The sequence below is a fragment of the Xanthomonas hortorum pv. pelargonii genome (assembly GCF_024499015.1).
In the GTDB taxonomy this organism is placed as follows: Bacteria; Pseudomonadota; Gammaproteobacteria; order Xanthomonadales; family Xanthomonadaceae; genus Xanthomonas; species Xanthomonas hortorum_B.
This window is the reverse complement of the sequence record NZ_CP098604.1, coordinates 2,185,951-2,211,028: the sequence shown is the minus strand read 5'-3', so window position 1 is coordinate 2,211,028 and position 25,078 is coordinate 2,185,951. Positions and strand designations below refer to the sequence as shown.

Genomic DNA, 25,078 nt, shown 5'->3' with positions numbered 1-25,078 from the left:
AGATGCCCCCGATTGTAGGCGGCAGTGACGCGTTTTTTTCAAGCGCCACCCCAATACGCGCGCTGCGGGTCATTGCCGAATGACATGTCCTGATTCCCTCGCAGCTGGATGGAGTTGATGGTGACGGTGGTCGCCGATGGCCTTGGTACGCCTTGTATATCGGCAGAAAAGCGCACTGCTGGACCGACAGAGCGTTTGCGCCGTCGCTGTGGTCAGGTCAACGCGAGGTTCGGCAGGATTCGTGTAAAGAAAACATCGAATCGTGCCTAATCACCCGAGCACTATGCCGGACGGCTGCGGAGCCCAGCCGTCCCGGTGTGCTACATCCAGGATGTTCAATCCATGCAATGCGTTGGGGCCATGGCCCAACTCGCAGCGGGCGTCGCACACATCCTCAAGACTTCGTATCGAACCAAGTCGCTCGCGCGCGGATTGACTAATTTTTCGGGAATGAAAACCTCTAGCATCCATTCAAACGCGTCACGCACAAACTGGCCTTGCTCTGAAGAGGAACAGCCCCGGCCAGTCGGGGATCAGGCAGCAGCCAGCACCAGGGGCGCCCCTCAACCCCTTGGACGGCCGCCCAGCAAACGGCGGCGGGTAGAGTCAGATGAACCTGAGGGGGCGACGCGACACGGGCAGCCCTCTGCCGTGAATGAGCGAACCGGAGACAGCGAAGACGCAGGGGACAAGCGCTTTCGGCAACAATCGGTTACCCGCTCACACTGGCGCGATGACCCTACTAACCAGCGCGGTACCGCGCCCGAGCGGCGCCCGGACAGAGTGCTCGCTGACGTCGGCGCCTCGTCATCGCATCGTAGGCCACAACGACCAACGCATCATGGTTTGGAGGCGAGGGTAAATCTTGGACTGACCGAACAACAGTCCGACCGGACCGCAGGAAAACGACCGCGTGAAGAGCAAGAGCCATCTGGGCAGCGAAAGCGGCCAATCCATAACTTGAGGTTGACGACGGCTGACCTCCGCATGGCCGAACATCAGCTGGACTCGGCGGCAAAAAACAGCTGCAGGTGCAGCGACAGCAGCAGCGGCGACAGTTGAGTGAGCCCCACGGAATAGCTCGGAACCACAACGCTGGCCTGTGCGTGTCCATGGCATATGACAACGAGCTGGCGCATCGCATGCGTGGCGGCATGGCTTTGCCCTTCCTGGAAGGTGTCAACGCGCAAATTGACGCGCAGCGGCTCGACAAATACCTTCAGCTGATTGCCAACGCACGGCGTGCCAGGAGGGCAGATGTAAAGCCCCGCGCGCTCGATCGTTGCACCGAGCTCGCAGCGCAATATCTCTACGAGACCGGGTGGTTCGAAGGTGCATCGCTGGAGCAGCTGGCGCATGTGGGCAACAAGCTGAGCAAGTACCCGAACCAGCAGGCGTGCATGGAGGCAGTCGCGTGGATCGCCGGGCAGCTCAATCAGGCCGATGATCTAGTGGGGCTGGGTGGCTATCCGTCAGTTCTCCTCCTGAACGCCTTCTCAAAGAATATCGACAGCGGCAGGTGTGAACGCGCGGCGGCTCGTTTGGCACGTCACCTGCTGCGTGACAACCAAGCCTGGCAGTCTTTGAACCCGTGGGGAATTAGCCTGGCACTCAACACCTTCAGCAAGTGGCTCGATAACCCGTATTGCAAGGCCACGGCGCACCGGCTCGCCGAGCGTGTCGCCAGAGACGAACGCCTGCTTTATGCGATGGATGCGCAGAGCGTGGCGAATACGCTCAATGCCCTGAGCAAATGGCCCGACACGCCGGTCTGTAAGAACGCCGCCAGTGCGCTGGCCGGGCGGCTGGCCGACGAGAGCAAATTGCGCAGGGAACTCAAGCCGCAAGAAGTGACCAATGCGCTCAACGCCCTGAGCAAATGGCCCGACATGGCGGTCTGTAAGAATGCCGCCAGTGCGCTGGCCGGGCGGCTGGCCGACGAGAGCAAATTGCGCAGGGACCTCAAGCCGCAAGAAGTGGCCAATGCGCTCAACGCCCTGAGCAAATGGCCCGACACGCCGGCCTGCAAGAATGCCGCCCGTGCGCTGGCCGCACGGCTGGCCGACGAGAGTAAATTGCGCAACGAGCTCAATCCGCAAGGCGTGGCCAATGCGCTCAACGGCCTGAGCAAATGGCCCGACACGCCGGTCTGTAAGAATGCCGGCAGTGCGCTGGCCGCACGGCTGGCCGACGAGAGCAAATTGCGCGAGGACCTGGACCTCATCCGCGTGACCCTAGCACTCAATGCGCTGAGCAAATGGCCCGGCAACGCGGTCTGTGCGGACGCCGGCAGTGCGCTGGCCGCACGGCTGGCCGATGAGAGCAAATTGCGCAGGGACCTGGACCCGCAAGGCGTGGCCAATGCGCTCAACGGCCTGAGCAAATGGCCTGACACGCCGGCCTGTAAGAATGCCGCCTGTGCGCTGGCCGCATGGCTGGACGACGATTCCGCGTTGCGCAAGGACCTCAATCGGCAAGGCGTGGCCAATGTGCTCAATGCCCTGAGCAAATGGCCCGACATGGCGGTCTGTAAGAATGCCGCCAATGCGCTGGCCGGGCGGCTGGCCGACGAGAGCAAATTGCGCAAGAACCTCAAGCTGCAAGAAGTGGTCAATGCGCTCAACGCCCTGAGCAAATGGCCCGACACGCCGGCCTGTAAGAATGCCGCCCATGCGCTGGCCGCATGGCTGGCCGACGATTCCGAGTTGCGCAACGAGCTCGATTCGCAAGGCGTGGCCAATGTGCTCAATGCCCTGAGCAAATGGCCCGACATGGCGGTCTGTAACAATGCCGCCAGTGCGCTGGCCGGGCGGCTGGCCGATGAGAGCAAATTGCGCACGGACCTCAAGCCGCAAGAAGTGGCCAAGGCGCTCAACGGCCTGAGCAAATGGCCCGACACGCCCGCCTGCGAGACAGCTATCGACGTCTTGGCTGCGAGGCTGGCTGAGGACCACGATCTGCGACACCTCATGGACGCGCGACACGTGGCGATGTCGCTCAACGCGCTGAGTAGATGTCTCGGAAGACCGGCGTGTCTACCGGCAGGGGTATTGCTCGCCGAGCACGCAGGCTCGGCAGAGTTGCCATGGCAGCAGTTCGATATGCGTGAGATCGCCATGGTGGCCCACGCTACGTCCCGCATGCTGCACCTGGACGAGGAACGGTTCCAGGCCTTGGGTGGCGCCAAACTGCAGGCGATGGCTGGGTACCTGGACGTGCACCGCGAGCGTTTCGAGTCCGCTTCGGCCACACATATCGGGATGGTCTTCAAGGCTCTTTCATCGGCACGACTGCATCGCCAGATGCGTTCGCTGGCACAGCCAGCGCTGGAGCGGGTGACGGTGTTGGTGGGGGACGACGGATTACGCCAGACCGGCCTCGAGACTATCGGCAACCTATGCATGGGGCTGTTGCCGTTGATCCGCAGTCCAGAGCTGAGCCGTCTCCACCGGGGCCACGCATTGCGGGTGTTCAACACATTGCAGCCCATCATCGAGCGCAAGATTGATCTGTACCTGGGCGGCGGTGGCTCGCGGTCTTCTGCCGAGATCGAACAGCACGCAACGCGACGCCCGGCGCTAACCTTCTTCCAGGTGCTCAAGGCTTACGCGATGGTCAGCCGGCAATGGAAACCGCGCCACGTTGGAGGCTCGCGAGCTGAGCTGCGCCAGCGCCACGAAGAGCTGGTGCAGTGGGTGGACCGGACGCTTGAGCGGACGCGCGAGGCCATCGAGGCGGACCTCGGCGAGATGAGCTTGAACCTGATTGCGCAGATCGAGGCCGGCGACCAGATGTTTGACGCCCTGGACCTGCGCATGGCGAAGGACGCGCCGACGATCACGCAGGCCCATCCACCGACCCGCTTTGACCTGGATCGTGCGCGCTTGAGCATGTGCTCGGTTCCTGGTCAGCCGGTTGTACCGACCACCGGCCGTGGCAGCACGACCCATGTGGTGGTCGACCTGCAGGGCAGGGAAGTCTCGAACAACCTGACCGAATCGGACAAGCCGTACTCGCTGTTTGCGCGTCTGACCGGCCTGCCGCTGGTGGAGGTCCAGCTGCCCGTGGAGATTTCGACATTCATGCTCGCCCGGACGTTCAATTATCAAGGTGAGCCCTGGCGCTTCGACATGTTCGGCGGCAGCCGCGCCGCGCGCAGCAATTCGGGTAGCAGCAGCCTTGTGCTGTCTCCCGGATCTGAGAGGTCGTCGCTGTTGCCGGCGTTGCGCTATGCCGACACTGTCCCGGGCAGCAGCCTGATGCACCTGGCCGCCAAGCTCGCTCCGCAACGCGAGGATTGGTCGCGCATGCAGCGCTCGCTTCTGGAGATGGTCCCGAGCGACCATGTCGTGGAGGGCACCCTGCGCCTGGGAGTGTTCGATGACGTCGACGGCCCTGCACATCCGTTCAAGCCGTTGGCAGTGGATGGAAAGACCTTGGCGCTGTGCCCGAACGATGGCTGCGGCTTTCTGAAATTGGAGGTGGCCTTGCGCATCCCTGCCTTCCGCAAGCATTACGACGCTTGGCACGCAGTGCAGACGAACCAGGCCAGCCAGGAGCAGCGCGACCTGCTTGCCAAGGACAAGGGCCCTTCGCTGATGCCAGCGCAGGCGCTGCAGCACTACCCGCGCGACGAGGCGGCGCTGGAAGAGGCGCACCAGGCGATGCAGCACCAGCTCAAGACGCTCCAGCCCGAAGGGAGTGAACCACTGGCGTTGTACAGGCTTGCCATCGGCGGCGGATACCAGGGCCAGCGGGTCCGGGCGGTGCCTTCTGCCGACGACAACGTGCATCTGCCGCGGCAGCGCAGCCAGGCCTTCGACGTCGCAGGCGGCCCGTTGCTGCTCGGCAAGCCACCCTACGACAAGGAGAATCTGCTGCCGGTGCCGGAGGAACGCATCGCGACCGTGGCCAAGGGCGACACCACGGCCGAGTTCCTCTCGCAGTCCTTCGGCATCCAATACAGCTACACCGGGTTCGACGATCGCTCCGGCGTCGATCTCCAGATGCTGCACAGCAAGGGCATGCTGATCGTCGTGCCGGAGAAGAATTGGCCGGTCGATTTTGCCGACAGGGACCTGGTCTGCTCCAAGGAAGATCTGAAGACGCTGTCGCGCTGGACGAACGGCCGTGACCGCAGCGCCTTGCCGCGCGACATCCTCAGCACCGGCAGCCTGCGACTCAAGGACATTGTGGAGCCTGGGCGCCTGGGCGCACTGCCGATTGCCGAATTGCGCAAACGCAACATGGACACCGACGGGGACGACGCGTTCGTTTACGCAGGCTACCCCAAACTGGCCGCGCTGATTTCGCGTGTGATGGTTGATCGCGAGGCCAGACGCGGTCGGCAACAGTCCTTCAAGCCGCCGAAGACGGCCACGCCGGCCATCGACCCCGTCAGCGGCCACTACCAGCCCGGGCGGCTGTCGGAGATCATGTCCCTCAAGCGCGGTCAGCACATCACGTCTGCGGCCGCCACCCTGGCGGCGCGCTTCATGGCGCAACCGGACGACCTGCGCGAAGCGATAGCGCGCAACATGATGTTCGGCACCTACGACGGCATCGAGCGCGGCTTGCGCAACGGTTTGCGCCAGGTGCTCGAAGGGGAGGCCCGCGATCCTCAGGTATTGGCGGACCTCCGTGCCCAGGCGCGCGACGCGATTGAGCGCGCCCACCTGCCCGAGGCGCGCGAAGCGGCCGAGTTGCTGCACGCGCAACTGCTTGGCCTTGAGGCTGGTGCGGCCGCCAGCAGCGACGCGCCGGCTTTGCCCGAGGCCCTGGCGGAGACGTTTCCCGACCTGGCCAAGGCCTACGAGGCCGCGTCCGGCGTCGAAGCACGCATCCACGCCATCCTGGACAACTACCCGGTGTGCCGGTTGTCGCACGCGCAGTTCCCGGACGGGCAACCAGGGTTCATCCCCGGCGAGCCGGAACTGACCATGCGCAACCTTTTCACCATCGCGATCAAGGTCGGCACCGATGCACTGAAGTCTGACACCGGCACGGCGCTGTTCGGCAAGATCGTGGCGGTGTGCGAACGCTCCGAGCGGGGGTTCGACGAGCGGGTACGCATCGTGCCGTACAGCAAGGCGACCGCCCGGGCGATGCAGGAGGGGCGCTTCGATCCTGAACAGACAAAGGCACTTCTGCAACGCATGCCGTCCATGGCGGCTGGCGTCATGGAGGACGCGCTTCACGCGCTCCAGCAGGCACGCCTGATCGACCCGCCGCAGCCCCCGGCCGCGCGTCTGCGCGCCGTGCAGCCAAAGGACATTGCGTTTGAGGCGCAGGCCTTGGAGACGCGTGCGCGCCAGATGGAACCCCAGGTCACCGACATGCTGCGGCGCATTGCCGAGCGCCATGATGGACAACTGGCCGGAACGCAGCATCAACTGAAGTCGCTCGGCTCGTTGGAGGAAAAGCTCAGGCAGCGGGTGGCGTTGAAAACGCAGACGCTGCAAGAAGCGGCGGCCGGCGTCAATGATGCGCTGCGCTACAGCATGGTCCTAAAACCGCAGGGCTTTACCGCCGGCCTGCGCGCTGTGCTGGCCGCACTGGACGATGAAGGCCATGTACGCGTCAAGCTGAACAATCAATTCACCCAGTACCGGTCACCCTTCAAGGCCATCAATGTCACGCTGCGCAGCCCTGAAGGGGCGCTCTGGGAGATCCAGTTCCACACGCCGAAGACCTTTGATCTCAAGGAGCAATTCCACGATCTCTACAAGCGCGCACATGCGTTGGCGCTTGGCGGCGCCTCGCGGGCCGAGCAGCGCAAGCTGCAGGCGCCTGCGATAGAGGAATTCAATCGCGTGGCGTTGCCGCCGGGGTGCGAGGAGATCTACGACTGGCAGGAAGAGACCGTCCCGGCTTTGGCAAGCACAACTACGACGCTCGACTCCAAGCAGAATCCCGCAAGTGCAAACGCCTCGCCTGCAGACACCGTGTTCGACATCGCCGCAGGCAAGCAAGAGGCGCTGACGCCGGTGTTCAGCAAGCTGGCCGACGACTTGGGCCTGCTGCTTTGGGGGAACGTGCGCTACGACGCTGCAGCCGACCGGATCGAGCAGGAGCAACACGCGCCGTTCCAGAAATCGGTCGCATCGATCAAGGACAAGATTCGGCGCCATAGGCGAGCCGGCATGACGGGTGCACAGGCCGGTCAGAGCGTGGGCGATGCGCTGCGTTATGCGCTTGAGTTGCCTTCCGAAGATTTCGTGGCGAAGGTACTGGCTGCAAATGACGCGCTGCATCGGCACGGGATGACGTGCGTGACGCTGAAAAACTACTTTGTCTCAGGAGAAGGTACCTACAGGGGCATCAATGCCCGCTTTGCCGATGCCGAGGGCTATGCGTTTGAAGTGCAGTTTCACACTGCCGACAGCTTGAAAGCCAAGGCGCAAACGCACCTGCTGTACAAGCGGATGCAGTTGGCACAGACCAAACTTGACAGGGAGAAGCACAAACCGCAGCCCGACCCCGATAGGCAGGCAAAACTGACGCAGGAGATCGCAGACCACACAAAGGCGATGCACGAGATGACGACTAACGTGAGCAAGCCCGCTGGCGTCGAGAGTCTGGGTGATCGCGCATGAGGTCCAAGCAACCGTCCGGAAATTCGGGGAACTGCGACTCTTCAGAAGATCGAGCTGCGCGACAGACGACGTATCCACCGCAAATGCATGAGCGCCGAGTTCTGCTTGTGCTGGAACATCAGGGCGAGAAGGGCTTGCAGTGGGCGGCGAGTGAGTCGATCGCCGTCAAGGTGACCGACCGCTTGGCGTCCGAGAACGGCGTGGGAACCGGATGCGTCTCGGCGTGCATGCTCATCGACCACGCGCTGGTGGAACGCTTCACTGGATGGCGACGAGACGAGCGACTGGAGTGCCTGAGCGAAAACGCGGGATCGGCAGGGACCGGTCTGCCTGTCAGCCAGAGAATTTTTCACCAAACCCTGCCCGCCCTCAATGCCTTGCGGCGTCGAGGGTCTCCCCACGGATCATGCACGCCCGTGCCGGCCGCAAAACGCGCAAGCGGCGTGCTCATCAGGACGGAGGACTCGCTTATTCGCGCGGCGGCAGCACCGACAGCACTTCTTCAATGGTGGTCAGCCCGGCAGCGACCTTCTCCAGGCCCGTCCGCCGCAGCGTGCGCAATCCCTCGCCGCGGGCGGCGTGGCTGAAGCTGGCCAGGTCGGTGTCGGCGCGGATCAGGCTGCGCAGGCGCGGGGTGACCGGCAGCAGTTCGTACAAGCCCACGCGGCCCAGATAGCCGGTGCGGCGGCATTCCAGGCAGCCGACCGGGGCGTGCACGTTGAGCGTGTCCGGCAGCGCTTCGCCCGGCTCGCGGATCGCCGCCCAGTCGTCGTCGCTGAGCGTGTGCGGGCGCTTGCAGTGCACGCACAAGGTGCGCACCAGGCGTTGCGCCAGCACGCCGTTGAGCGTGGACGCCACCAGGTAATGCGGCACGCCCAGATCCAGCAAACGGGTGATCGCCGAGGCGGCGTCGTTGGTGTGCAACGTGGACAGCACCAGATGCCCGGTGAGCGAGGCCTGCACCGCCATCTGCGCGGTTTCCAGGTCGCGGATTTCGCCGATCATGATGATGTCCGGGTCCTGCCGCAGCAACGTGCGCACACCGCTGGCGAAATCCAGATCGATGTTCTGCTGGACCTGCATCTGGTTGAATTCCGGCGCGATCATTTCGATCGGGTCTTCCACGCTGCACACGTTCACATCCGGCGTGGCCAGGCGCTTGAGCGTGGAATACAGCGTGGTGGTCTTGCCCGAGCCGGTGGGGCCGGTGACCAGCACGATGCCGTGCGGGCGCTCGACCAGCGCGCTCCAGCCGGCGGCCTCTTCGGGGCTGAAGCCGAGTTGCTCGATGCTCTTGAACGCCGAATCCGGGTCGAAGATACGCATCACGCATTTTTCGCCGAATGCGGTGGGCATCGTGGACAGGCGCATTTCCACCTCGCGCCCGCCCGGCGAACGGGTCTTGATGCGGCCGTCCTGCGGGCGGCGGCGTTCGGCCAGGTCCATGCGGCCGAGCACCTTGATGCGGCTGACCACCGCGGTCATCACCGACGGCGGCACTTCCAGCACCTTGTGCAGCACGCCATCGATGCGAAAGCGCATGCGCCCGGCCTCGCGGCGCGGCTCCAAATGGATGTCGCTTGCCCGCTGCTCGTAGGCGTATTGCAGCAGCCAGTCGACGATATGCACGATGTGGTGGTCGTCGGCATTGACGTCGCCGGCGCGGCCCAGTTCCACCAATTGCTCGAAACTGGGCAGGCCGGCGCCCGGTTCGGCGCTGCGCACATCGCCGCGTGCGCCGCGCACCGACTGGGTGACGCCGAAGAACTCCATCGTGTAGCGATGCAGGTCCAGCGGGTTGATCAGCGCCAGCTCGATCCGACGCCGGCTCAGATGCTGCACGTCGGCCAGCCATTCCAGCGCCAGCGGTTCGCTGGTGGCGATCAGCACGCGCTCGGCGTCCAGTGCCAGCGGCAGGATGCGGTGGCGGCGTGCGTAGGCATGCGACACCACGCCGGTGACGGCGGCTACATCGATGCGGGTGGGGTCGATACGCAGATAACGCAGGCCGGTGCGGGTGGCCAGCCATTCGGTCAGCCGTTCCAGGCCGAGCTCGCCGGCCGGCGGTTGCGCAGCATGCAATTTGAGGTTGGCCAGCAGCACCAGCGGGTGCACTTCGCTGGCGTTGCGTACGCCGGCGGCGGAGAACTGCACGCGCTCGTGTTCGTGCGGTACCACCATGCCATCGGCAAGCAACGCGGCAGCGACCGGGTCGAACATCAGCCGGCCGCGCGGCAGCAGTGCCACTGCGCCTTCAGGATCGGCCGTACGCCGCTGTTCCATGCTCGATGTTCCCCTGCCGCGGTGCTCCGCGGCAAAGCGCTGCGGGTCGGCCGGTATACTAGCGCACCCCTTCCGCACGGCCCTTGCTGCATGTCCGATTCCCGGCGCGTTCCAATCACTTTTCAGGGCCTGATCCAGACCCTCAACCAGTACTGGGCCGAGCAAGGCTGCGTGCTGATCCAGCCGCTGGACCTGGAAGTGGGCGCGGGCACGTTCCATCCGGCCACCTTCCTGCGCGCGCTGGGGCCGGAGCCGTGGAATGCCGCCTACGTGCAGCCTTCGCGTCGTCCCACCGACGGCCGCTACGGCGAAAACCCCAATCGCCTGCAGCGCTACTACCAGTACCAGGTGGCGATGAAGCCCAACCCGGACAACATCCAGGATCTGTATCTGGGCTCGTTGCAGGCGCTGGGCATCGACCCGCTGGTGCACGATCTGCGCTTTGTCGAAGACAACTGGGAATCGCCGACCCTCGGCGCCTGGGGCCTGGGCTGGGAAGTCTGGCTCAATGGCATGGAAGTGACCCAGTTCACCTACTTCCAGCAGGCTGGCGGGCTCGAGTGCAAGCCGGTGTTGGGCGAGATCACCTATGGGCTGGAACGGCTGTGCATGTACCTGCAGAGCTGCGACAACGTCTACGACCTGGTGTGGACCTACGGCCCAGACGGCACCCCGGTGAGCTACGGCGATGTGTATCACCAGAACGAAGTGGAGCAGAGCGCCTACAACTTCGAGCATGCCAATGTGGAAGAGCTGTTCCACCGCTTCGATGCCTGCGAAGCCGAGGCCAAGCAGTTGATCGAAGTCGGCTTGCCGCTGCCTGCGTATGAGCAGGTGACCAAGGCCAGCCACGCGTTCAATCTGCTGGACGCGCGCCGCGCGATCAGCGTGACCGAACGCCAGCGCTACATCCTGCGCGTGCGCACATTGTCGCAAGGCGTGGCGCAGGCGTATTACGCACAACGCGAGAAGCTGGGCTTCCCCGGGGTAAAGAAGTAACCGAGCCCCTCTCCCCCGGGAGATGGGTTGGGGTGAGGGTACGAGGGCGTAGCCCTCGTGCATCCAAACTCCACAGAGCTTCGCCCGTACCCTCATCCGCCCCTTCGGGGCACCTTCTCCCGGCGGGAGAAGGGACCAGCAAGCCCCTCTCCCACCGGGAGAGGGGTTGGGGTGAGGGTACGGAGGCGTAGCCCTCGTGCACCCAAACTCCACAGAGCTTCGCCCGTATCCTCATCCGCCTCTTCGAGGCACCTTCTCCCGACGGGAGAAGGGAACACGTAAAGGTCCACGTCTTATGAGCGAACAACTTCCCCTGCTGATCGAACTGGGCACCGAAGAGCTGCCGGTCAAGGCGCTGCCGGGTCTGGCGCAGGCTTTCTTCGATGGCGTGCTGCACGGTCTGGAAAAGCGCGGCGTCGCGGTCACGCGCGGCGATGCCAAGCCGCTGTCCACACCGCGCCGTCTGGCGGTGCTGCTGCCGGGCGTGGCCACCGAGCAACCCGAACAGCGTTCCGAAGTGCTGGGCCCGTATCTCAACATCGCGCTGGATGCCGAGGGCAAGCCGACCAAGGCGCTGGCCGGGTTTGCGGCCAAGGCCGGGATCGACTGGACCGCGCTGGAGCGCACCAGCGATGCCAAGGGCGAGCGCTTCGTGCATCGCGCGGTGACGCCGGGCGCGCGCACCGCCGATTTGTTGCCGGAGATCCTGCGCGAAGCCATCGCCGCGATGCCGATCCCCAAGCCGATGCGCTGGGGCGCGCACGAATACGCGTTCGCGCGGCCGGTGCAGTGGCTGGTGTTGCTGTTCGGCGATGCGGTGATCCCGGCCGAGTTGCTGGGCGTGCGTGGCGATCGCATCACCCGCGGGCACCGCTTCATGCATCAGGGCGAAGTCTCGCTTGCCGCACCGGGCGATTACGTCGAAGCGCTGCGCGCCGCGCACGTGCTGGTGGATGCGGACGCACGCCGTGCGCGCATCGTGGAGGAAGTCGAAGCGGCCGCAAAGCAGGCCGGCGGCAGTGCGCGCATCAGCGAGGACAATCTGCAGCAGGTGGTCAACCTGGTCGAGTGGCCGTCGGCGGTGCTGTGCAGCTTCGAGCGCGATTTTCTGGCGGTGCCGCAGGAAGCGCTGATCGAAACCATGGAGATCAACCAGAAGTTCTTCCCGGTGTTGGATGCCGGCGGCAAGTTGACCGAGCAGTTCATCGGCATCGCCAATATCGTCTCGAAGGATGTGGCCGAAGTCGCCAAGGGCTACGAGCGGGTGATCCGTCCGCGTTTTGCCGATGCCAAGTTCTTCTTCGACGAAGACCTCAAGCAGGGGCTGCAGGCGATGGGGGCGGGCCTGGCCAGCGTCACGTATCAGGCCAAGCTGGGCACGGTGGCCGACAAGGTGGCGCGTGTGGCTGCGTTGGCCGAAATTATTGCTCCGCAAGTGGGTGCCGATCCGGTGCAGGCGCGTCGCGCTGCGGAATTGGCCAAGAACGATCTGCAATCGCGCATGGTCAACGAATTCCCCGAATTGCAGGGCATTGCCGGGCGGCATTACGCCAAGGCTGCTGGCGAGCCTGGCGAGATTTCGCTGGCGATTGATGAAGCGTACCAACCTCGTTTTGCCGGCGACGATATTGCGTTGTCGCCGTTGGGCAAGGTGTTGGCGATTGCCGAGCGTCTGGATACGTTGGCCGGTGGCTTTGCGGCCGGGTTGAAGCCGACCGGCAACAAGGATCCGTTTGCGTTGCGGCGTAATGCGTTGGGGTTGGCGCGGACGGTGATTGAGTCGGGGTTTGACTTATCACTACTTGATTTGATCAAGAAAGCAGTGGGTTTGGTTAGTTCCGCTTTGGCCTCGTCGCAAGCTAGTAAACAACAAACAGCGGCTGAAGCCGCCAAGACCCAAGGCGTCAATGTCGCACAGCGTCAGAGCGGCGGACTATGGGTGCCAAATGTAGAGGAGACTGCAGCAGAAATTTTTGACTTCATCCTAGACCGCCTGCGCGGCTACTACGCAGACAAAGGCGTACCTGCCACGCATTTCAATGCAGTCGCCGCATTGTTCTCGGTCGCGCCCGAGGGCGCTCCTACAGCGCTCGGCGTAGGAGCGCACCTGGGCGCGACCCACGGTTCCCTCTACGACTTCGACCGCCGCATCGATGCGATCGGCATCTTCGCCACGCTGCCCGAAGCCGAAGCGCTGGCCGCGGCCAACAAGCGCATCCGCAATGTCCTGCGCAAGGTCGAGGGCGAGATTCCCGGCGATATCGACACCAGCCTGCTGCGCGAACCCGCCGAAGAAGCGCTGGCCGAAGCAGTGGAAGCGGCCATCGGCGACACCGGCGATGCGCTGCACCGCCACGACTATGTTGCGGTGCTCGCGCGTCTGGCGCGCCTGCGCCCGCAGGTCGATGCGTTCTTCGATGGAGTAATGGTCAATGCCGAAGACGCGCAGCTGCGCGCCAATCGGCTCGCGTTGCTGAAGAAGCTCGGCGACCGCCTCGGCAGCGTCGCCGCCATCGAGCATCTGTCCAGCTGATGGCTGCGTCCGCCGGCGCGGTGCACTGGCAGACCGCCCAGGCCGCGTTGGCACGTCGCGACCTGGGTGTGGCGGCGTCTGCATTGCAGGCGCTGCTGGCAGTGGACCCCACCCACGTGTCCGCACGCGTGCTGCTGGCCGGCACCGTGCTGGCCAACGGCAGGATGCGCGAGGCGGTTGCGCAGTTACGGCTGGCCGCCAGAGACCTCGGCGACGACGTGGCGATGCGTTGCCGTGTGGCGCAAGCCTTGTTGCGCGTCGGCGAGCATCGCGCACTGCATGCGTTGCTGCGGCATCCGTCGGTGATGCAGTGCCAGGACGGGGCCACGCTGGCGCTGCTCGCGCATGTGCATCAATCGCTCGGCGAACATGTCGAAGCACTGGCGATGATGCAGCGCGCGCAGGCCTGTGGTTTCGATGGTGCTGACTTCCGTTTCTTTCTTGCGGTGCAACTGCAATTCAATAATCGCCTAGACGATGCAGCGCAGGCGTTGGATCGCGCATTGGCGCTGTCGCCAGGCTACGGCCGCGCGGCACTGACGCGTGCGCGGCTACGCCGTCAGACTGCAAGCAGCAATCATCTCGATCAGTTACGTCAGCAGCTGCAGCTCGCCAAGCCCGACAGTGAAGATCGCGCCGGGCTGGCGTTCGCGCTGTACAAGGAGCTGGAAGATCTCGGCCAGACCGATGCCGCCTGGAACGCGCTAACCCACGGCAATGCGGTGATGCACGCGCGCTTGCGCCACGATGCCGACGCAGAAGCAGCGTTGTACACGCAGTTGGGCGCATTGGCCGAACAAGGCGTGTTCGCCGCGCAGGAATCTACCAATGCACAAGGCCCGCAACCGATCTTCGTGCTCGGTTTGCCGCGCTCGGGCACCACGGTGCTGGAGCGGATGCTGGGCAATCATTCGCAGATCATGTCGGCCGGCGAATTGAACGACTTCGGCCATCAGTTGCGCTGGGGCGCCGACCAGGCTGGCCGCAGCCTGCTGGATGCGCGCCTGCTGCAGGCACTTCCCACGCTGGATTATGCGCAGATCGGCGCGCGCTACCTGGAACAGACGCAGTGGCGTGCCGGATCGGCGCGCTGGTACATCGATAAGTTGCCGACCAATGCGGTGGCGATCGGCGCGATCGCACGCGCATTGCCGGCGGCGCTGATCGTGCATCTGGTGCGCGAGCCGATGGCGGTGTGTTTTTCCAATTACCGCGCGCTGTTCGGCGACTCCTATGCCTATAGCTACGACCTGCACACGCTGGCACGTCACTATCAGGCGTATCACGCGTTGATGGCGCAATGGCGCGCTGCGTTGCCGGGCCGGGTGATCGATGTGGACTACACGCAGATGGTGCGTGATCCATCTACGGTGCTGGAACAGTTAATGACGCGCTGCGGCTTGAACATCGAGCCTGGGCAGATCGATATCACCCGCAATGCGGCCGCATCGGCCACGCTGAGCAGCGTGCAGGTGCGCGAAGGCGTGCATGGGCGCAACGTGGAAGAGTGGCGACGTTATGCCACGCAGCTGGAGCCGCTGCGGCAGACGTTGTTGCAGGCAGGCCTGATCGATGTGGGCTTGCGTTAGCGGGGCCGAACAGATCTGGAGCGCCACGCCTGAAGACCTGCGCGTGCCTTCAATCTGTTTGGCACGTCCGACGCACTCTGCCCAGGTGTGCAGCAGGCAATCCGGCTGCGACGGCGCGTGCGACGCCTTGGACGCTTTGCCTTGGGAGCGAATAGACAACTGACTGATGCGTGTTGCTTGCCCCGAACGTGCCCGGGCCAAAAACGCCAGCGGCAGCCGTTGTGGCTGCCGCTGGACGAATGCAACGCGGTGACTCAATGCGCGCCGAAGCGCCAGTTCAATTCCAGCATGTAGGAACGGCCGTAACCGGTGTAGTTGAAGATGTTGTAGTACGGGTAGCTGGTGTAGGTGCGGTCGCGCGGCGGCCGGGTGTCGGCCAGGTTGTTGACCGTCGCCGTCAGCGAGATGTCGTCGTTGACCGCGTAATCCAGCGTTGCATTGAGCGTGGTCCACGCGCCGACCTTGCGTGCGCCTTCCACCGCATAGCCATCGGTGCTTTGTTGCGCGACGAAGTTGGGCGTGCGGCCATTGCGCTGGCCGAACAGCGTGGTGGTCCATGCATCTTTCTGCCACGTTACCGAGGCATTGACGATGCTGCGGAACTCGGAGGAGAAGAACGGTTCGCTGAGCAGATCGCGCACTGGGTCTTGCGGGAACTGCTGGCTTTCGTGCTTGAGCGTCAAGTTGTACTGCGCGTCGAAGACAAACAGGCCCCAGGATTCGGTGGCGAGGTTGTAGGTCGCCTTGCTGAGCACGCCGGAGATTTCCTCGTTGGAGATATTGACCGGGTTGATGCGAATATTGCTCAAGCGGTTCGGGACCGGGGCATCGGCTGCGGTGCGATCGATGCGCGACAACGCATCCACGCAAGTGGGCGAGCTGATATCCAGGCTTCCCAGGCGGCAGGCCGATTCGGTCTGCAACAGATTGTCGGTACTCAGGTCACTGACTTTCTGGTCGATCTTGATGTTGTAGTAGTCGGCATTGACGCTGAAGCGCGCGCTGGGCGACCACACCACGCCATAGCCGAAGGACTTGGCCGTGATCGACTGCAGCTCGGGGTTGCCGGCGCGGCGCCCCTGGATGCTGGTGCCGGCGTAGGTGCAGTCGGCGATCGGCACGCCGGGTTCTTCGAGCGCGCAGCGGTAGTAGTCGTTGACACCCTGGAAGAAGCCGCTATCGCCGGCAAAGGTGAACGCCATGTCCGGTGCCTTGAACGCGGTGGCGTAGTTGCCGCGGAACAACAGCGCATCGGTCGGGCGGAATTCCAGCGCGGCCTTGTAGGTGAACTTGGAATCGCTACCACCGCCCTGGTTCTTGTAGTCGTCGAAGCGGCCAGACAGGTTGGCGGTGAGCGTGCTCAGGATCGGCACGCGCGTTTCGAACGCTGCCGCCCAGTTCTCGCGCTTGCCGCTGCCCTGGGTGCCGGTCAGCTGGTAGAAATCGCCAGCGATAACGCGTTGATCGGTCGGGTTTTCCCAGTATTGGTTGCCGGCCTGCAGCACGCCGGCCACACCCACGGCGCCGGCCGGCAGACTGAACAACTCGGTGTTGGTGAGTTGCAGATTGACGTTCTGGGTCCAGGTCCTGGACTTGGTGCGGATCTCGTCGTTGAAGCTGCGGTACTGCGCCGGCGTCAACGCGCGATAGAAGTTGGCATCGTTGGGCGAATAGATCGGGTAGCCGGAGAAGTCGCCCTGCGGCGCGCCCAGGAACTGTTCGCGGAAGAAGTCTTCGATGCGGTCGGCCAACGGCCATTGCTGGCGGCTGTCGATGCGGTACTCGGCGCGCGCGTAGTACGCATCGTAGGTCCAGTTGCTGGCGCCCAGCCCGCCCTTGATGCCGGCGGCGATGTTGTACGAATCGGCGGTCTGGCGGTCGTTGTTGAAGGTCGGGCTACCGGCTTCTTCGGGCGCGAAGATGCGCTGGTAGCCTTCCAGCTGCTGACTGTCCTGGTTGTAGAACAAGCCACCGGTGTCGGACGAGGTCTGCCAGAAGCGCGAGCCGCCGTTGACTTCCACCTTGGTGCGATTGAGCAGCAACGTTGCGTAGCCTTCGGTGTTGTCGTTGAAGGCGTAGGTCAGGTTGGCATAGCCGCTGGCGCTGCGTTCCTTGTTGAGGATGCTGGCGTAGCCGGGCTCGGTACGGCTGCTGCAGAAGTTGCCGCGATTGGCGCGGTTGTCGTATTGCACCGAGCCGTTGAACAGCGGGCCCAGTGCATCGCAGTTTGCGGCGCCCGGGTCAATGTAAGTGGTTGGCGTGTTGTGCAGTGCGATGCGCGAGCCGTAGCGCAGGGTCGGGTCCGGATTGTCGGAGGTGGAATCGAAATCGCGCCGCTGGTAACCGTAGATCGGGTCCTGATTGTTGAGCTGCAGGCCCCAGACGATATCGGCCTTGCCGAGGGTGCTGCCGCCGGTGAGCTGGAAGCGCTGGTTGTTGCCGCCACCACCGTCGTAGGTGCCCATGCGGTAATTCATCTGCACGCCGTCGATGTGCTTCTTCAGGATTATATTGACCACACCGGCAATGGCGCTGGAGCCGTAAATCGAGGACTGGTTGCCGGGCGCCACATCGATGCGTTCGACCATGCCCACCGGCACGCTGGCCAGATCGACGAAGTTGCTCTGGCCGTTGTAGAGCAATGGGTAGTCGGCCATCGGCCGGCCGTCGATCAGCACCAGGGTGAAGCCGGGGTCCAGCCCGAGCAGGCTCAGCGATTTGGCGCCGGCGGTGAAGCCGCCACTGAACTGGCCGTCCTGCACCGAGCCGGTGGCCATCGGCTGCGAACGCAGCACGTCGTAGACATCCTTGAAGCCGCGGCGCTGGATGTCCTGGGCGGTGATGGAGAACACCGGGCTGGCCGTTTCGACCTGCGACCGCGGAATCAACGAGCCTGTCACGGTGACCTTGTTCAATTCGGTCACTTCGTCCTTGTTCTGTGCGATCGCAAGCGACGGCAGGGCAAGCGACGGGAATGCAAGGGCGGCGCAGACGGCATTGACCAATAGATGACGCTTCATGAAAACCTCTCTCTCCAAAGGTGTGGAACAGGGCGCGCGGCAATCCGGGGGAGGGCCGCTTGGCATGCTGTCAACGAAACGTTAACAACACCCCGACTCTAACCAGCGCATGCGCGTCCGTATAGTCGAGATTGCTTAGATTTTTTGTCCCTTCACGCCCAGGCTGGGTATCCTTTGCCGATGCTTAAAGTCGTGTTTGCTCTCTCCCTGGTGTGCACTCTGCTCGTTCCGCTGCAAGCGGCTGCCCGCGGAACCATCGACAAGATCGAAATCAAAGGCTTGGACGGCGACGACGACGCCGAGATGATCGAGAACATCGAGGTGTCCCTGTCTCTTTATGAGGCTGTCGGCAAGGAGCAGGGCGAGTCGCGCATCGAGTATTTGCTGGCGCAGGCCGAGCGGCAGACGCGTGAGGCGTTGGAGCCTTTCGGCTATTACTCGCCGACCATCGAACTGGCCGCACCGCGTGAAGGCGACAAGGTCACGGTGGTGATCACGGTAGAGCGTGGCGAGCCGGTGCGGGTGCGGCAGTCGCATATCTCCATCACCGGCTGGGCCGAGCAGGACCGCTACCTGGGCCAGGACCTCAAGCAGTTCGAGCCGCACGAAGGCCAGGTCTTCAGCCACCCGCAATACGAAGCCAGCAAGGTGCGTATCACCCGTCGTCTGGCCGAGCGTGGTTATTTCGATGCCGACTTCACTCAACGCCGCGTTGCCGTCACCCGTGCCGAGCATGCCGCCGATATCGATTTGAACTGGGACAGCGGCCGCCGCTACGACATGGGCAAGGTGCACTTCGACTACGACTACTTCCGCGAAGGCCTGTTCGACCCGTTGGTGTACTGGGACGAAGGCAGTTACTACCACGAAGGCAAGCTGGATCGCCTGCGCGAGTCGCTGACCAAACTCGATTACTTCAGCACCATCGATATCCAGCCCAAGCCCGAAGACGCCGACGACCAGGGCCGCGTGCCGGTGGAGGTCAAGCTCACCCGCGCCAAGCGCACCGTCTACACCTCGGGCTTGAGCTACGGCAGCGAGAGCGGCGCCGGTGTGCGTGGCGGCGTGGAGCGGCGCTACGTGAATTCGCGCGGCCACAAGATGGACACGCAGCTGGACTACGCGCAGAACCGCAAGAGCCTGACCACCAGCTACCGCGTGCCGGCGTTCCGCTGGCTGGATGGCTGGTACACCGCCTCGGCGCGGCTGTACGACGAACAGACCGAGTACATCGACCTGCGCAACGTCAAACTCACCGGCAGCCGCAGCGGCCAGATCAACGAGCGCTGGAGCGCGATCGCCTCGATCAACGCCCTGCGCGAGCGCTGGCGTTTCAGCAGTGGCGACGATTTCGAAGGTGCGGTGTACGAGACTTCCACGCTGGTCTATCCGCAGTTGCAGGTGAACTACGTCAACGTCGACGACCGCCTGTTCCCGCGCAGTGGCGTGTCCGGGCAAGCGTTCATCCGCGGCGGTGCCGAAGGCGCCGGCTCGGATACCAACTTCGGCCAGGTCTACGGCCAGTTGCGCTGGTTTCTGGGTGCCGGCGACAACGGCCGGGTGATCCTGCGCGGCGAAGGCGGCACCACCTGGACCAGTGATCTGGTGGCGATGCCGCCGAGCCTGCGCTTCTTTGCCGGTGGCGCCAACAGCATCCGCGGTTATGCATTTCGCGAAGTCGGCCCACGAACGCCCAGGCCGGACGAATTCGCACTCGGTGCCAAGAACGTGGTCACCGCCAGCGCCGAGTACGAGCATTACCTCAAGGGCGGCCCGTGGGGCGGCGCGGTGTTTGTCGATAGCGGCAGCGCCTTCGACGACACGCCCGACTGGCATACCGGTATCGGCTTCGGTCTGCGCTGGCGCTCGCCGGTGGGACCGGTGCGCGTGGACATCGCGCATGGCCTGAACGACCCCGACTCGCAGTTCCAGCTCTATATCGATATCGGGGCCAACCTGTGAGCACGCCGACGCCTACCCCCGCACCGCGCCGCGCGCGTTTCTATCGCCGGCGCCGGTTCTGGGTGGGCTCGGGCTTGACCGTGCTGGGGTTGGTATTGCTGGCCCTGATCGCGGTGTACTGGTTGCTGCAGACCGTGGCCGGGCGCGATGTGCTGCTGGCCCAGGTCACCGCGCGCTTGCCGGTCGGCGCCACGTTTACCTACGGCAAGGTCGAAGGCCCGGTCGCCGGCCCGCTCACCTTGCGCGATGTCGATTTTCGTTATCAGGACATCCACTTCACCGCCGAGCGCGTGTATCTGGAACCTGATCTGCGCCCGCTGCTCGGCCGCAAGCTGCAACTGGATGCGGTGCAGGTCAGCAATGCCACCTTGAATCTGGGCAAGAGCGACGAACCGTTCACGCTGCCGAGCTGGCCCGAATCGTTGCCGCAGATCAACGTGCCGCTGGCGATCCAGGCCGACAAGATCGCGGTGGACAACTTGCGTATCACCCAGCTGCAGCAGCCGATGATCGTCTTACACAAAGTGCAGGGCGGGCTGGAAGTGGCGACCGGCGAGTTGCGCACGCGCAATCTGGTGGTCGACACCGACATGGGCGATTTCCGCCTGCACGGCGACTACGTGCCCAGCGACGATTACCGCGCTGACCTCACCGCCACTGCCGTGTTGCCGGCCGCACGTGGGCGTACGCCGGCCAGCCTGGGGTTGGTCGCACGCGGCGATCTGGACAAGATGGAAGTGGCCATCGCCGGCCGCGCGCCGGCCCCACTGCAGGCCAGCCTGGTGTTCACCGGGCGCGATGCGCCGACCTGGGCGTTCAAGGCCGTGACCGAGGCGCTGGATACCTCGCTATTGATGCCGGCCAGCAACGGGCAGTACGCCGCCCCGGCCACGCCGATCGCACTGAACCTGCAAGCCTCCGGCAAGGGCGGCGCCGCCGATCTGCAAGGCAGCGTCAAACAAGGCGAGCTGAGCGCCACGCTGCAGCCCTCGCATATCAGCCTGCTGGACCAGGTCATCACGGTCGAGCCGTTAGTGATCGACACGTTCGAAGGCCGCACGCAGTTGCGTGGTACTGCGGATTTCCGCGACACCCAGAATCCGAGTTTCCGTTTCGCGGTCAATGCCAGCGGCCTGCGCTTCACCCCGACACCGGACCCGGCCACCCCCGAGGCGCCCGCTGTGCCGGTGGAACTGGTCGACGCGCGTCTGGGTGTGGCCGGTACCTTGAAGGCGTGGGCGGCGATCGGTCGCGCCACGCTGGAACGCGACGGGCAACAGGCCGCGCTGGTGTTCGACAGCCGCGGCAACGATCAACGTGCACAGCTCAAGCAGGTGCAGGCCAAAACCCCGGGCGGCTCGCTGGATCTCACCGGCGAAGTGGGCTGGACGCCGGAGCTGCAATGGGATGTCACCGCGCAGTTGGCTAAGTTCGATCCGGGCTACTTCGCGCCGGGTTGGAACGGCAATTTGTCCGGCAAAGTCGCCTCCAAGGGTCGCCAGTTGCCGGCACCGGCCGGCGGCGTATCGCCGGGCTTCGAAGCCACTGCGGATATTCCGACCCTGACCGGCCAGCTGCGGCAACGCGCGCTGTCGGCCAACGGCAAGTTCGCCCTGCGCGGCGAACAGGGCGAGGGCGAATTGCAGCTATCGCTGGGCAATAGCCGCATCAACGCCAAGGGCAAGGTCGGCGACCAGCTCGACATCGCCGCGCAACTGCAGCCGCTGCAGCTGGACGATGTGTTGCCCGGCGCCACTGGCACGGTGCGCGGGCAATTGCAGGTCAGCGGCCGTCGCGACGCGCCAGACATCACCGCCGACATCGTCGGCAATGGCTTGCGTTGGAACGACTACAGCGCGCAGAGCATCAGCTTGCGTGGACGGTTGCCGTGGCGCGGCAGCGATGGACAACTGGCATTGCAGGGCACGGCGATCGAAGCCGGCGTGGTGCTGGACAGCGTGCGTGTGCAGGCACGTGGCGCGGTGGAAGCCTTGCGCCTGGACGCCGACATCGCCAACAGCATGGCCAGCGTCGCCTTGCAGGGCGATGTGCGCCGTAACGGCGAGCGTTGGCAGGGCCAGGTCGGCACGCTGCGGATCGCACCGGCCAAGGGCGCTGCGTGGGCGCTGCGGCAGCCGGCGCAGTTCAGCACCGACGGCGCGGCATTTACCTTGTCCGATACCTGCCTGGGCGCCGCCACCGGCGGCGCGCTGTGCGCCAGCGCCAACTGGCCGCGCGAAGGCATGGTGGTGCACGGCGATGCATTGCCGTTGTCGCTGGTGCAGCCGTGGTTGCCCAAGCAGCAAGGCCGGCAGATCTATCTGCGCGGCGAGCTCGCGCTCGATGGCAGCTTCAAGCCGCGCGGCAATGCGTGGGAAGGCTCGTTCCGCATCGCCTCGCCCGAGGGCGGTATTCGTCTGGGCGAAACCCGTTATGCGGCCGTGGCCGGCAACCCCAATCGTGGTGAGTTGCTGCGCTACGACCAATTCAGCATGCAGGCCGACTTCAATCCGCAGCAGATCCAGGCCAAGCTCGGTATCGGTTTCCAGGGCGCCGGCTTTGTCGATGCCAAGTTCAATACCGGCTGGGATGCGTATGCGCCGCTCAACGGCGAGCTGTATCTCAATATGTCGCGCCTGTACTGGCTGGAGCTGGTGGTGGCCGATGTGGTGCAGCCCAAGGGTCTGGTCGAAGGCCATGTGAGCCTGCGCGGCACCCGCGACAAACCGCTGCTCGGCGGCGATGCCACCTTGAGTAACTTCACTGCCGAATATCCATCGATGGGTTTGACCCTGAGCGAGGGCAAGGGCCGCTTCGACGCTCTGCCGGATGGCTCGGCCAAGATCACCGCATCGGCCAAGTCGGGCGAGGGCACGCTCAACATCGACGGCGGGTTGTCGTGGTTCGGTACCACCACGCCGCTGCTGCTGAATATCCGCGGCGAGAATGTGCTGGCCTACAACACCAGCGAGTTGCGCATCATCGCCAACCCGGACATGCAGTTCGGCATTACCGACAACACCATGCAGCTGCGCGGCAAGGTCACCGTGCCCGAAGCCGATATCGATCTGGAACGCCTGGATCGCGGCACTTCGGTGTCCGAAGACGTGGTGGTGCTGGACCCGGTGGATCCGGAAGCCGCACCGGCTTCGCCCTTGGATATGGACCTGGCCATCGTGCTCGGCGACAAGGTCAACATGAGCGGCTTCGGCCTGAAGGGTGGGCTGAGCGGGCAGATGCAGATCCGCGCGCGCCCGGGCCGCGAAATGACCGCCAACGGTGGGCTGGATGTACGTGGCCGTTACAAGGCCTATGGCCAGGATCTGACCATCAGCCGCGGCCAGCTGACCTGGAACAACAACATCGTCTCCGACCCGCGCGTCAGCCTGCGCGCCGAACGCAAGATCGGCGATGTCACCGCCGGCATCGACGTCAGTGGACGCGCCGAATCGCCACGTGCGGATGTATGGTCGGAACCGGCGATGTCGCAATCCGAAGCACTCTCGTATCTGGTGCTCGGCCGCGGCCTGTCCACCGCCAGCAGCGACGAAACCCAGCAGGTCAGTGCCGCCTCGGCCGCACTCTCGGCCGGCAGCAGCCTGATCGCCTCGCAGATCGGCGCCAAGCTCGGCCTGGACGAAGCTGGGGTGAGCGAATCCAGCACCGTCGGCTCAGTCGTCGGCTTCGGCAAATACCTCTCGCCGAAACTCTACGTCGGCTACGGCGTCTCGATGGTCGGCAGCGGCTCGGTCCTGACGCTGAAATACCTGCTCAGCCGCGGCTTCGACGTTGAGGCCGAATCGAGCACGGTGGAGACCAAGGGGTCTGTGAATTGGCGGCGGGAGAAGTAGCTTTCGGTCCAGAAGAGCGGGTACGGCAAGAGCGCGAAAGACAACTAATGATAACTACTGCAGATTTTATCGGGCCCTCTTCTCAAGACGAATTTGTCAGGGCCCTCGAGACTGAGGATATTATCGGCTGCGTACTTCGTCTCCATCTTCATGTTGAGGAGTTGCTGGCTGTACTGTTAAATTCGTCAATAACGACCGAAATCGCAAAGATAATCACGGTACCTCAGAACTTTTCTCACAAAGTTCAGCTCGCCACTGCATTTGGCATGCCAGTGGAGATGGGACTAGCGGCGCTTGAGTTAAATGGACTGCGAAATAAACTAGGGCATAGGCTCGGCCATCAGCTTAAACGCGAAGATGTTTCCAGATTTGCCGAAAAAGTAGATGCTGTGCGCGAGGTGCTATTTGCGAGTGTCCCCAGCGTCATGGTGAGCGCGATTGAGCTCTACAGCACAGGTAGCGGCAAGCGTCAATTTGGAGAAGGTGATCCAATTTGGGACTTCAAAATCACTGCCGGCCTTTTGTACGGATGGATGCTTCGATATCTGGCCGAAAGGGGTGTCTCATTCAAACAGCGTAATGCTTTAGGCTTGTTCAAGCCCAGGAAAAGGCCGTTGTTGCACGCCGTGATCGAGCTTTAGCGCTACTAAGTTTGCCCTTTCTTGGAGGGTGGGAGACCGGGCCGACGTGCGTCGGTTTCCGTATGTTTTACTCACTCTTTATGCCAGCACATCGGCGCGTGCCTAGCCCCTTTACGCACCCCAAGCCTACCCTGGCACTCCCGCACTGTGGTGCGTTGAGTCGAACACGATGTGTATCCTGATTTTGCAAGGTCCTCAGGCTGATCCGGTGCAGTTGGCACGGATGCAGTTGCCCGAGTGTGCTGGCCGTGCGCTGCGTACGTTGGCGTGTGCCGATGTGGATAGCTTGATCGCCGAGTTGCATGCGGCCGGTGGCGATGCGGAGGTGGAGTTGGTATTGCTGGATTCGGGCGATCTGCCGTTGTCTGAGCGCAGTTGTGCGAGGGCCTTGCGCGTTGCCGTGGATGCATTGCCTACGCCGTATATCGAGCTTCATACCGATGCCGATCAGGAACTGGAGCCTTGGTTGCATCCGCAGCACGCGCCGTTGGCGGTGGTGATCACGCCGCACGATGCGTCGCGCGCCTATGCGATGTCGTTGGGCATTGCCGCGCGCTGTCTGCCGTCCTTGCGCGCGCCGTTGCGCGTCGCCGCCTGAGGGAGAC

At 63.9% G+C, this 25,078-nt stretch carries 11 protein-coding genes; 8 read left to right on the top strand and 3 right to left on the bottom strand.

Annotation, left to right across the window (positions count from 1 at the left end; all coding sequences use genetic code 11):
* Positions 1-1,031: 1,031 nt before the first annotated feature.
* A complete protein-coding gene (xopAD, locus tag NDY25_RS09775) occupies positions 1,032-7,595 on the top strand; it encodes a XopAD/skwp family type III secretion system effector (protein WP_425526352.1) in 6,564 nt (2,187 codons plus the stop codon).
* 118 nt (positions 7,596-7,713) lie between these two features.
* Here xopAD and NDY25_RS09770 read toward each other — a convergent pair whose 3' ends face one another.
* Entirely contained in the window at positions 7,714-7,857 is a 144-nt protein-coding gene (locus NDY25_RS09770; protein ID WP_256627907.1) for a hypothetical protein, read from the bottom strand.
* Positions 7,858-8,063: 206 nt separating this feature from the next.
* Complete coding sequence (locus NDY25_RS09765) at positions 8,064-9,878, bottom strand: GspE/PulE family protein (RefSeq protein ID WP_168957544.1); 1,815 nt, start codon at positions 9,876-9,878, stop codon at positions 8,064-8,066.
* Between the two features lie 90 nt (positions 9,879-9,968).
* On the opposite strand from NDY25_RS09765, the gene glyQ reads away from it, so the two are divergent.
* From glyQ to NDY25_RS09750, 3 genes are all read left to right on the top strand, one after another.
* Positions 9,969-10,877 (top strand): glycine--tRNA ligase subunit alpha, encoded by a 909-nt coding sequence (gene glyQ, locus NDY25_RS09760; RefSeq protein WP_168957543.1) that lies wholly within the window; start codon positions 9,969-9,971, stop codon positions 10,875-10,877.
* Between the two features lie 295 nt (positions 10,878-11,172).
* Positions 11,173-13,410: a glycine--tRNA ligase subunit beta gene (gene glyS, locus NDY25_RS09755; protein ID WP_168957542.1), complete on the top strand. Its 2,238-nt coding sequence runs from the start codon at positions 11,173-11,175 to the stop codon at positions 13,408-13,410.
* Positions 13,410-14,999, top strand: a complete 1,590-nt coding sequence (locus NDY25_RS09750; RefSeq protein WP_168957541.1) for a tetratricopeptide repeat-containing sulfotransferase family protein — start codon at positions 13,410-13,412, stop codon at positions 14,997-14,999. Before glyS ends, NDY25_RS09750 begins: the two co-directional genes overlap by 1 nt.
* A 254-nt stretch (positions 15,000-15,253) precedes the next feature.
* Here the strand turns inward: NDY25_RS09750 and NDY25_RS09745 are convergent, their stop codons facing one another.
* Complete coding sequence (locus NDY25_RS09745; protein WP_168957540.1) at positions 15,254-18,019, bottom strand: TonB-dependent receptor plug domain-containing protein; 2,766 nt, start codon at positions 18,017-18,019, stop codon at positions 15,254-15,256.
* A 180-nt stretch (positions 18,020-18,199) separates the two neighbouring features.
* Between NDY25_RS09745 and NDY25_RS09740 the strand changes: the two genes are divergently transcribed.
* From NDY25_RS09740 to NDY25_RS09725, 4 genes are all read left to right on the top strand, one after another.
* Complete coding sequence (locus tag NDY25_RS09740) at positions 18,200-19,981, top strand: autotransporter assembly complex protein TamA (RefSeq protein WP_115039126.1); 1,782 nt, start codon at positions 18,200-18,202, stop codon at positions 19,979-19,981.
* Positions 19,978-23,832: a translocation/assembly module TamB domain-containing protein gene (locus NDY25_RS09735; RefSeq protein ID WP_256627906.1), complete on the top strand. Its 3,855-nt coding sequence runs from the start codon at positions 19,978-19,980 to the stop codon at positions 23,830-23,832. The genes NDY25_RS09740 and NDY25_RS09735 overlap by 4 nt, the downstream gene beginning before the upstream one ends.
* Complete coding sequence (locus NDY25_RS09730; RefSeq protein ID WP_256627905.1) at positions 23,814-24,473, top strand: hypothetical protein; 660 nt, start codon at positions 23,814-23,816, stop codon at positions 24,471-24,473. Before NDY25_RS09735 ends, NDY25_RS09730 begins: the two co-directional genes overlap by 19 nt.
* 169 nt (positions 24,474-24,642) lie before the next feature.
* Entirely contained in the window at positions 24,643-25,071 is a 429-nt protein-coding gene (locus tag NDY25_RS09725) for a hypothetical protein (RefSeq protein ID WP_168957538.1), read from the top strand.
* Positions 25,072-25,078: the final 7 nt, after the last annotated feature.

Coding starts and splice junctions, on each gene's coding strand:
- NDY25_RS09765 (WP_168957544.1), bottom strand. CDS start 9,878: ATGGAACAGCGGCGTACGGCCGATCCTGAAGGCGCAGTGGCACTGCTG.
- glyQ (WP_168957543.1), top strand. CDS start 9,969: ATGTCCGATTCCCGGCGCGTTCCAATCACTTTTCAGGGCCTGATCCAG.
- glyS (WP_168957542.1), top strand. CDS start 11,173: ATGAGCGAACAACTTCCCCTGCTGATCGAACTGGGCACCGAAGAGCTG.
- NDY25_RS09750 (WP_168957541.1), top strand. CDS start 13,410: ATGGCTGCGTCCGCCGGCGCGGTGCACTGGCAGACCGCCCAGGCCGCG.
- NDY25_RS09745 (WP_168957540.1), bottom strand. CDS start 18,019: ATGAAGCGTCATCTATTGGTCAATGCCGTCTGCGCCGCCCTTGCATTC.
- NDY25_RS09740 (WP_115039126.1), top strand. CDS start 18,200: ATGCTTAAAGTCGTGTTTGCTCTCTCCCTGGTGTGCACTCTGCTCGTT.
- NDY25_RS09725 (WP_168957538.1), top strand. CDS start 24,643: ATGTGTATCCTGATTTTGCAAGGTCCTCAGGCTGATCCGGTGCAGTTG.